Origin of the sequence: Streptomyces flavofungini (assembly GCF_041028215.1) — a bacterium.
Taxonomy (GTDB): domain Bacteria; phylum Actinomycetota; class Actinomycetes; order Streptomycetales; family Streptomycetaceae; genus Streptomyces; species Streptomyces flavofungini_B.
The window spans coordinates 1-8,692 of record NZ_JASKYR010000304.1; the positions used below are offsets into that span (position 1 = coordinate 1).

General features: G+C 69.9%; 11 protein-coding genes. 4 read left to right on the plus strand and 7 right to left on the minus strand.

The features are described from left to right. Positions 1-132: 132 nt before the first annotated feature. The 3 genes from AB8Z36_RS21070 to AB8Z36_RS21080 form a co-directional block, all read right to left on the minus strand. The gene (locus AB8Z36_RS21070) at positions 133-459 is read right to left on the minus strand and encodes a DUF4229 domain-containing protein (RefSeq protein ID WP_369214908.1); all 327 of its coding nucleotides are present in this window, start codon (positions 457-459) and stop codon (positions 133-135) included. Between the two features lie 113 nt (positions 460-572). Continuing rightward, positions 573-1,736, minus strand: coding sequence for an aminofutalosine synthase MqnE (mqnE, locus tag AB8Z36_RS21075; RefSeq protein WP_369214909.1), 1,164 nt, complete (start codon positions 1,734-1,736; stop codon positions 573-575). Between the two features lie 89 nt (positions 1,737-1,825). Further along, entirely contained in the window at positions 1,826-2,281 is a 456-nt protein-coding gene (locus tag AB8Z36_RS21080) for an Lrp/AsnC family transcriptional regulator (protein WP_030791839.1), read from the minus strand. A 122-nt stretch (positions 2,282-2,403) separates the two neighbouring features. On the opposite strand from AB8Z36_RS21080, the gene AB8Z36_RS21085 reads away from it, so the two are divergent. Next, positions 2,404-2,541: a hypothetical protein gene (locus tag AB8Z36_RS21085; protein WP_369214910.1), complete on the plus strand. Its 138-nt coding sequence runs from the start codon at positions 2,404-2,406 to the stop codon at positions 2,539-2,541. A gap of 4 nt (positions 2,542-2,545) precedes the next feature. On the opposite strand, the gene AB8Z36_RS21090 is transcribed toward AB8Z36_RS21085, so the two are convergent. Genes AB8Z36_RS21090 through AB8Z36_RS21100 form a run of 3 tightly spaced genes read right to left on the minus strand, consistent with a single transcriptional unit; the run spans position 2,546 to position 5,617 of the window. Further along, complete coding sequence (locus AB8Z36_RS21090) at positions 2,546-3,235, minus strand: UbiX family flavin prenyltransferase (protein WP_369214911.1); 690 nt, start codon at positions 3,233-3,235, stop codon at positions 2,546-2,548. Positions 3,236-3,260: 25 nt separating this feature from the next. Further along, positions 3,261-4,163 (minus strand): menaquinone biosynthesis prenyltransferase MqnP, encoded by a 903-nt coding sequence (gene mqnP, locus AB8Z36_RS21095; RefSeq protein WP_369214912.1) that lies wholly within the window; start codon positions 4,161-4,163, stop codon positions 3,261-3,263. Next, complete coding sequence (locus AB8Z36_RS21100) at positions 4,160-5,617, minus strand: menaquinone biosynthesis decarboxylase (RefSeq protein WP_369214913.1); 1,458 nt, start codon at positions 5,615-5,617, stop codon at positions 4,160-4,162. Before AB8Z36_RS21100 ends, mqnP begins: the two co-directional genes overlap by 4 nt. A 90-nt stretch (positions 5,618-5,707) precedes the next feature. Between AB8Z36_RS21100 and AB8Z36_RS21105 the strand changes: the two genes are divergently transcribed. Together AB8Z36_RS21105 and AB8Z36_RS21110 are read left to right on the plus strand one after the other, a co-directional pair. Next, entirely contained in the window at positions 5,708-6,031 is a 324-nt protein-coding gene (locus tag AB8Z36_RS21105; RefSeq protein ID WP_369214914.1) for a PLD nuclease N-terminal domain-containing protein, read from the plus strand. 6 nt (positions 6,032-6,037) lie between these two features. After that, on the plus strand, positions 6,038-6,946 hold the full coding sequence (locus AB8Z36_RS21110) for a LysR family transcriptional regulator (RefSeq protein WP_369214915.1): 909 nt from the start codon (positions 6,038-6,040) through the stop codon (positions 6,944-6,946). Here the strand turns inward: AB8Z36_RS21110 and AB8Z36_RS21115 are convergent. Continuing rightward, positions 6,837-7,784, minus strand: a complete 948-nt coding sequence (locus AB8Z36_RS21115) for a DMT family transporter (protein WP_369214916.1) — start codon at positions 7,782-7,784, stop codon at positions 6,837-6,839. The two genes, AB8Z36_RS21110 and AB8Z36_RS21115, sit on opposite strands and share 110 nt — an antisense overlap. A 122-nt stretch (positions 7,785-7,906) precedes the next feature. Here AB8Z36_RS21115 and AB8Z36_RS21120 point away from each other — a divergent pair. After that, a partial coding sequence (locus AB8Z36_RS21120; protein WP_369214917.1) for an isopenicillin N synthase family dioxygenase occupies positions 7,907-8,692 on the plus strand: 786 nt, incomplete at its 3' end.

Here is an 8,692-nt window from a genome sequence, read left to right on the forward strand (position 1 = left end):
GACAGCCCCGCAACGCACGGAACCCCGGCTCCGGAGCGAGTTCGCTCGGGAGCCGGGGTCCGACAGGCCTGTGCAGGCCTGTGCAGGCCTGTGAGGAAGGTTACGGGCGCGCTGCCCGCGGGGAGCGGACGCTCATGAGCCCTGCGTCTGCGTCCGGCCGCCCTGGCCGTTGGCCTTGGCCCGCGCCAGGTCGTCCGCGCGGTCCTCCTGGCTGCGGTTGGCGTCCAGGTTGGCCTTGGTGCGCTCCACCCGCTCCACCACGTTCGCCGAGGCGCGGTCGCGCTCCTTGCGCAGGACCACGAAGCTGATGGGCGCCGAGATGACCAGCGCGAGCAGCAGCACCCAGAGCAGGTTGGAGTCGCCGAGGCCGCGCGGCAGGATTTCGGCGTAGACGAGGCCCCAGACGACCAGGAAGCAGCCCGCGAAGATCCCGAGGCGCATCAGCGTGTAGCGGAGCATGTCAATCCACTCTTCCGTTCCGAAACAGGCCCGATTTGGACGAGCCCTCCCAGTGAAGCACGGAGAACTCCGCCCCCGGCAAGGGGGGGCTCGCGTCACGAGGGGGGCACGCGTCAGACCCGCATGGCCTGCGGGGTCTCGCGCAGCAGCGGGTCGGGGCCCTCGTACTCGCGGATCGCCTCGTACCGCGTGTTCCGCTCGACCGGGCGGAAGCCGGCCTCGCGGATCAGGTCGAGGAGGTCCTCGCGGGTCAGCTTGTTCGGGGTGCCGAAGTTGTCCGCGTCGTGCGTGATCTTGTACTCGACGACCGAGCCGTCCATGTCGTCGGCGCCGTGCTGGAGGGCGAGCTGCGTGGTCTGGAGGCCGTGCATCACCCAGAAGACCTTGACGTGCGGGACGTTGTCGAAGAGGAGGCGCGAGACCGCGAAGGTCTTCAGGGCCTCGGCGCCGGAGGCCATGGTGGTCCGCGCCTGGAGGCGGTTCCTGACCTTGCCGTCCTTCATGTCCACGAAGTCGTGCTGGTAGCGCAGCGGGATGAAGACCTGGAAGCCGCCGGTCTCGTCCTGGAGCTCACGCAGGCGCAGGACGTGGTCGACGCGGTGGCGGCGCTCCTCGATGTGGCCGTACAGCATCGTGCACGGGGTCTTCAGACCCTTCTCGTGCGCGAGGCGGTGGATGCGCGACCAGTCCTCCCAGTGGGTGCGGTGGTCGACGATGTGCTGCCGCACCTCCCAGTCGAAGATCTCCGCGCCGCCGCCGGTGAGCGATTCGAGGCCCGCCTCGATCAGCTCGTCCAGGATGTCGGAGGCCGACATGCCGGAGATGGTCTCGAAGTGGTGGATCTCGGTGGCGGTGAAGGCCTTCAGGGAGACGTTCGGGAGCGCCTTCTTGAGCTCGCTCAGCGAACGCGGGTAGTACCGCCAGGGCAGGTTGGGGTGGAGGCCGTTGACGATGTGCAGCTCGGTGAGGTTCTCGCCCTCCATCGCCTTGGCGAGGCGGACGGCCTCCTCGATGCGCATCGTGTACGCGTCCTTCTCGCCCGGCTTGCGCTGGAAGGAGCAGTAGGCGCACGAGGCGGTGCACACGTTGGTCATGTTGAGGTGGCGGTTGACGTTGAAATGCACGACGTCGCCGTTCTTGCGCGTGCGCACCTCGTGGGCGAGGCCGCCGAGCCAGGCGAGGTCGTCCGACTCGTAGAGCGCGATGCCGTCCTCGCGGGACAGCCGCTCGCCGTCCCGGACCTTCTGCTCAAGATCGCGCTTGAGACCTGCGTCCATGCCCTCGCCCTTACCTCTCCCAGCGACCCACGACCTACGACAAACTCCGCCAACCGTACTCCCCCGGCCCGGCGGCCCGGGGCGGCGGCCTACTCCTCTTCCGGCAGCTCGCCGACGCGGTTCTCCCACTTGGTGGAGAGCACGATCGTGGTCCGCGTGCGGGAGACCCCCCGGGTGCCGCTGAGCCTGCGGATGGTCTTCTCCAGGCCGTCCACGTCACTGGCCCTGACCTTGAGCATGTACGAGTCGTCGCCCGCGATGAACCAGCAGTCCTCGATCTCGTGCAGGTCCTTCAGGCGGCGTGCCACGTCCTCGTGGTCCGCGGCGTCGGAGAGCGAGATGCCGATGAGGGCGATGACGCCGAGGCCGAGCGAGGCGGAGTCGACCGTCGCGCGGTAACCGGTGATGACTCCGGCCGCTTCGAGGCGGTTGATCCGGTCCGTGACGCTGGGCCCGGAGAGGCCCACGAGCCGCCCGAGTTCGGCGTACGAGGCGCGCCCGTTCTCCCGCAAAGCCTGGATGAGCTGCCTGTCGACGGCGTCCATAGGTGCGATGCCTTTCATTATTCAGCGATACCGCGAGTCTATGTGTAGAATCTAAGGCGTAACAGGGTTCACGCCCTGTAAATCTTTCTCAATCTCAGCCGATCAACAACGATCCTTCAGGAGTGAGTCACCCCGTGTACTCGATCGAGATGGCCTACGCCCGTATGCGCGAGCTTCAGGACCTGGCCAACCGCTCGCGTGCCCACCGGATCGCCGCACCCAAGGACGGCCGCAAGAAGCGCGCCGCCAAGAAGCGCTGATCCCCTAGCGGGAGCCCGAGCCCCCTCCGGGACTGCCGGAGCCGAGCTCTCCCTCCCAACGGCGGTACAGGCTGTGCGGCACCCCTGCCGCGTCCAGCGTCCGCCCGGCGACGAAGTCCACCAGGTCCTGGATGTGCGTCGCCCCCGCGTAGAACGCCGGAGAGGCGGGCAGCACGATCGCGCCCGCCTCGTCCAGGCTCACCATGTGCTTCAGCGTCTGTCCGTTCAGCGGTGTCTCGCGGACGCAGACCACGAGCCGTCGGCCTTCCTTGAGCGTCACGCTCGCCGACCGCTGGAGCAGGTCCTTCGAGAGACCGAGCGCCACCCCCGCCACACACGCCGTGGACGCGGGCACGATCAGCATCCCCTTGGTCGCGTACGACCCCGAGGAGGGCCCTGCGGCCAGATCACCGGCGGGCCAGTACCGCACGTCGTCCACCGGCACGTCGAAGGTGCCCGGCTTGCCGTCCGCGCCGCGCGCGAGCCACTGCCGCAGGTCCTCGCGCCAGTGCGCGTCGCGGAAGGCGATGCCCGTCTCGTCGAGCAGCGTGAGCCGCGAGGCCCGCGAGACGACGAGGTCGACGCTCTCGCCCGCCGCGAGCAGCGCGCGGAGGACGGCCGCGGCGTACGGCGTCCCGGAGGCGCCCGACACCCCCACGATCCAAGGCCTACGCTGCGTATCTCCTGGATTCACGCTGTGAAGCCTATCCGGCGGCCGGTCAGACGGTGAGCCCGCGTACGAGCAGATCGAGCAGCGCGCAGACGAACAGGGCGATTCCGATGAAACCGTTCACCTGGAAGAAGGCGCGGTTCAGCCGGGTCAGGTCGTGCGGCCTGACGATCGAGTGCTCGTAGACGAAGGCGCCCGCGACGATCGCGAGGCCGAGCCAGAAGAACACGCCCGCGTCCGTGGCGGCGGCGTACCAGACGAAGAGCGCCGTGGTCACGAGGTGACAGCCGCGGGCGCCCCAGATGGCGGCCGGGATGCCGAAGCGCGCGGGCACCGACTTCACGCCGACCTCGCGGTCGGTCTCCACGTCCTGGCAGGCGTAGATCAGGTCGAAGCCGCCGATCCAGACGCCGACCGCGAGGCCGAGGATCACGGCCTGCCCCGACCACTCGCCGGTGACCGCGATCCAGGCGCCGACCGGGCCCATGGCCTGGGCGAGGCCGAGGATGGCCTGCGGGAAGTTCGTGAACCGCTTGCCGTACGGATAGACGACCATCGGGATCACCGCGATGGGCGCGAGCGCCAGGCAGAGCGGGTTGAGCAGCGCGGCGGCGCCGAGGAAGACGACGAGCGCGATCAGCGCGCCGGTCCACGCCGACTTCACCGAGACGGCGCCCGTCACCAGCTCGCGGTGCGCGGTGCGCGGATTGCGGGCGTCGATCTCGCGGTCGATGATCCGGTTGGCCGCCATGGCGAACGTCCGCAGGCCCACCATGCAGATGGTGACCAGGAGCAGCCGTCCCCAGTGGATGTTCTCGTCCAGCTGGAACATGGCGGTGAGCGCGGCGATGTAGGCGAAGGGCAGCGCGAACACGGAGTGCTCGATCATCACCAGGCGCAGGAAGGCCCTGGTGCGCCCCGGCTGCGGGATGGCTGCTGAAGCGGAGCTCACAGCCCGTACTCCTTCCAGCGGCGGTCGACCTTCGCCGCCGTCTCCGGGTCGGACTCGACCATCTCCGGCCAGCCCCCGTCCCGTGTGTATCCCTCTTCGGGAAGCTTGCGGGTGGCGTCGATGCCCGCCTTGCCGCCCCAGAACTGCTGGTAGGAGGCGTGGTCGAGGTGGTCGACCGGGCCTTCCACGACGGTGAGGTCACGGGCGTAGTCGGTGTTGCCGAGCGCGCGCCAGGACACCTCGTGCAGGTTGTGCACGTCGCAGTCCTTGTCCACCACGATGATCAGCTTCGTCAGCGACATCATGTGCGCGCCCCAGATGGCGTGCATGACCTTCTGGGCGTGCTTGGGGTACTTCTTGTCGATCGAGACGATCGCGCAGTTGTGGAAGCCGCCCGACTCCGGCAGGTGGTAGTCGACGATGTCCGGGACGATCACCTTGAGCAGGGGCAGGAAGAAGCGTTCGGTGGCGCGGCCGAGCGGGCCGTCCTCCGTCGGCGGGCGGCCGACCACGATCGACTGGAGCAGCGGGCGCTTCCGCATCGTCACGCAGTCGATCTTCAGTGCGGGGAACGGTTCCTGCGGGGTGTAGAAGCCCGTGTGGTCGCCGAAGGGGCCCTCGGGCAGCATCTCGCCGGGCTCCAGCCAGCCCTCGATGACGACCTCGGCGTGCGCGGGCACCTGGAGCGGGACCGTCTTGCAGTCGACCATCTCCACGCGCTTGCCCTGGATGAACCCGGCCAGCATGTACTCGTCCATGTCGCCGGGCAGCGGCGCCGTCGAGGCGTACGTCACGGCGGGCGGGCAGCCGAAGGCGATGGCGACGGGCAGCTTCTCGCCCCTGCGGGCGGCCACCTGGTAGTGATTGCGGCTGTCCTTGTGGATCTGCCAGTGCATGCCGATGGTGCGCTTGTCGTGGCGCTGGAGGCGGTACAGGCCGAGGTTGCGGACGCCGGTGTCGGGGTCCTTGGTGTGGGTCAGGCCCAGATTGAAGAAGGAGCCGCCGTCCTCGGGCCAGGTGAAGAGCGCGGGCAGCCGCTCCAGGTCCACGTCGTCGCCGGTGAGGACGACCTCCTGGACCGGAGCGCTGTCGGACTTCACCTTCTTCGGCGGTACGTGCGTCATCGCGCCGAGCTTGCCGAACGCCTCGCGGATGCCGACGAAGCCGTGCGGCAGCTCCGGCTTGAGCAGGCCGCCGATCTTGTCGCTGATGTCGCCGTAGGACTTCAGGCCGAGCGCCTTGAGCAGCCGCCGGTCCGTGCCGTACACGTTCATCGCCAGGGGCATCGCGGAGCCCTTGACGTTCTCGAAGAGGAGCGCGGGACCGCCCGACTTCTGCACCCGGTCGACGATCTCACCGACCTCCAGGTACGGGTCGACCTCGGCCTTGATGCGCTTCAGGTCGCCCTCGCGCTCCAGCGCCCGGAGCAGGGAGCGAAGATCGTCATAAGCCATGCCTTCCAGTATCCGGCACCGGCTACCCTGGCCCCGTCACCGGGGGCACGCACACGCCTCCCGCCGTCACCCTTGGGGGATCGCGCCACCATGCTCAGGTATCTGCCGTTCCTGCTGGTCCTGGCAGTGTGGATCTATGCCTTCATCGATGTCCTGAACACTCCGGAGAAGGAAGTCAGACACCTGCCCAAGGTGGTGTGGGTCATCATCGTGCTGCTCTTCGGAGAGGTGCTGCTCGGTCCCATCGCCTGGTTCGTCACGGGCAAGGTGCGGCACGGCGCGGGCGGCCCGGCGGGGCGCGGCAGGACCCGGTGGGTGGCGCCCGACGACAACCCGGAGTTCCTGAAGTCGCTTCGGGAAGAGGACTCCGGTGAGAACGAGCGCGACAAGCGCGACAAGGGCAACGAGGGCTGAGCACCCGTGGAACTGCGGCTCCTCGTGACCTTCGAGAAGGTCGCCACCGTCCTGAGCTTCACCCGCGCCGCCACCGAGCTGAAGTACGCCCAGTCCAGCGTGACCAGTCAGATCAGGGCCCTGGAGGGCTCGCTCGGCGGTACGGAGCTGTTCGACCGGCTCGGCAGCCGCATCCGGCTGACCGAGGCGGGGGAACGGCTGCTGCCCTACGCCCGGCAGATCATCGAGCTGACCGAGGAGGCGCGCGCCGCCGTCGTCGGCGCCGAGGAGCCCTCGGGGACGATCGCGGTAGGCACCATGGAGTCGCTGACCTCCTACCGGCTGCCGCCGCTCCTCGAACTCTTCCACCACCGCTACCCCGAGGTCCGGCTCTCCCTGCGCCCCACGCTCGGCGACGAGACGCGGCAGGCGCTGCGGCAGGGCACGTACGACGTGGGCTTCCTGATGGAGCCGGAGACCGCGCACCAGGGCCTGGAGACCGAGGTCCTCGCCGAGGAGCCGCTGGTCCTGGTCTGCGCGCCCTCGCATCCGCTGGCCGGGCGGACCCGCGCGGGGACGCTCGGCACCGCCGATCTGGCGGCGGTGCAGCTCGTCGGGACCGAGCCGGGCTGCCCGTACCGCGACCTCTTCGAGTCGGAGCTGCGCGAGCGGACCGGTGAGCCGCCGCCGTTCATGGAGTTCGGCACCATCGAGGCGACCAAGCAGGGTGTGGCCGGCGGGCTCGGGGTGGCGCTGCTCCCGGCGGTGGCGGTGGCCCGGGAGCTGGCCGACGGCACGCTGGTGCGGCTGCCGTGGACGCCGCCGTTCACCCTGTGGACACAGCTCGCGTGGCGGTCGGGGAAACGGCTTCCGCCGCAGGTGCGGCTGTTCGTGGAGCAGGCCGTGCGGCTCGTGCGGGAGCAAGCGTCACCCTGAGGCTCGCCAGGACGATCAGCGGGACGCCGAGCGCCTGGACCGGGCCGATGTGGTGGCCGTAGACCGCCCAGTCGGCGACCATCGCGACCGCCGGGTAGGTGAAGGCCAAAACGGCGATCTTGGCGGTGGGCAGCTTCGCGTACGCCGCGTACATCAGGACGTACATCAGGCCCGTGTGGATCACGCCGAGTCCGGCGAGCCACGCCCATCCGGCGCCCGTGCCTCGCATCGCCCCGAAGTCGGTGAAGGGCAGCAGCAGCGGGATGCCGACCACGACCTGGATCAGCGCGATCAGATGCGGCCGCACGCCCGTGACGCGCTTGGTGACCAGGGTGGACAGGGCGTAGAGGACGGCCGCGAGCAGGGCGAGGCCGATGCCCGCGAGCGACCCCGCGTCCCCCGGGCGCACCCCTGAGACCAGCACGAGCCCGGCGAACGCGACGACCAGCCAGCCCAGCTGGGAGCGGGTGAGGCGCTCGCGCAGGACGAGGGCGCTGAGCAGCACCAGGAAGAACGGCTGCGTGTGGTAGACGACGGTGGCGAGCGAGATCGAGGTGGCCTCGTACGCCTTGAAGAGGAACACCCAGTTGAAGACGATGAAGAGGCCGCCGAGCGCGGCGAGGCCCACCTTCTTGGGGGTGAGCCCGTGGTCGCGGAAGTAGCCGCGGGCGAAGGCGTACGCGCCGAGGGCGAGCGCGCCGAACAGGACGCGGAAGAAGACCACGTTGAAGGCGGCGGCGCCGGACTCGACGACGAAGACGCCGAGGGTTCCGGAGAGCGCCATCGCGGCGGTGAGCTGGGCGGTGCCCCTGCGTTCAAGAGACTTGGTCGCTGTCATGCCGATGACGCTACGAACGGGCGTACCCCCTGGTCCACGGCCCAGTGGGGCGTCCTGCCGATGGGCCGATCGGCCGCGTCGATGAGGCCTGGCGGCGGCCCCGGGTGGGCAGCATGGGGGGCATGAGGACCGCATCGGCCATCCCCACGATCGATCTGCGTCCGTGGCTCTCCGGCGACCCGGAGGCCCGCGGGCGGACGGCACGGACCGTCGACGCCGCCCTGCGCACCGCCGGGTTCCTCCTGGTGACCGGCCACGGCATCGACCCGGCCCTGCGCTCGGCGATCAGAGAGGCGGCCCGCGGCTTCTTCCATCTGCCCGAGGCGGCGAAGCGGCCGTACGCGGTGCCGGTCGGCGGGCGCGGCTGGCTCGGGCCCGGCGCGGAGGCCAACAGCTACGCGGAGGGCACCGCCGCTCCCCCGGACCTGAAGGAGTCACTGTCCTTCGCCGCCGACGAGCCGACGGGCGACCCGGCCGTGGACGCCGAGTGGTTCGCGCCGAACACCTGGCCGACCGAGGCCCCGGAGCTGCGGCAACTCGTGGAGATGTACCTGGCGAGGATGCGGGTCCTCTCCGATGTGCTGCTCGGCCTCCTCGGCGCCGCGCTCGGCGAGGACGAGGACTTCTTCACCCGGCACACGGGGCACCCCACCTGGGGGTTCAACATCAACTGGTATCCGGGCACGGAGCGGGTCGGCGCACCCGAGCCCGGCCAGTTCCGCATCGGCCCGCACACCGACTTCGGCACGGTCACCGTCCTGGACCGGCAGGCGGGCAGGGGCGGCCTCCAGGTCTTCACGGACGCGGGCGGCTGGGAGGACGCGCCGTTCGACCCCGACGCGTTCACCGTCAACATCGGCGACCTGATGGCCCGCTGGACCGACGGCCGCTGGCGCTCGGGCCGCCAC

Excerpts from the sequence above, each read along its gene's own strand:
- AB8Z36_RS21070 (WP_369214908.1), bottom strand. The coding sequence starts at position 459 with ATGCTCCGCTACACGCTGATGCGCCTCGGGATCTTCGCGGGCTGCTTC.
- mqnE (WP_369214909.1), bottom strand. The coding sequence starts at position 1,736 with ATGGACGCAGGTCTCAAGCGCGATCTTGAGCAGAAGGTCCGGGACGGC.
- AB8Z36_RS21080 (WP_030791839.1), bottom strand. The coding sequence starts at position 2,281 with ATGGACGCCGTCGACAGGCAGCTCATCCAGGCTTTGCGGGAGAACGGG.
- AB8Z36_RS21100 (WP_369214913.1), bottom strand. The coding sequence starts at position 5,617 with ATGGCTTATGACGATCTTCGCTCCCTGCTCCGGGCGCTGGAGCGCGAG.
- AB8Z36_RS21105 (WP_369214914.1), top strand. The coding sequence starts at position 5,708 with ATGCTCAGGTATCTGCCGTTCCTGCTGGTCCTGGCAGTGTGGATCTAT.
- AB8Z36_RS21115 (WP_369214916.1), bottom strand. The coding sequence starts at position 7,784 with ATGACAGCGACCAAGTCTCTTGAACGCAGGGGCACCGCCCAGCTCACC.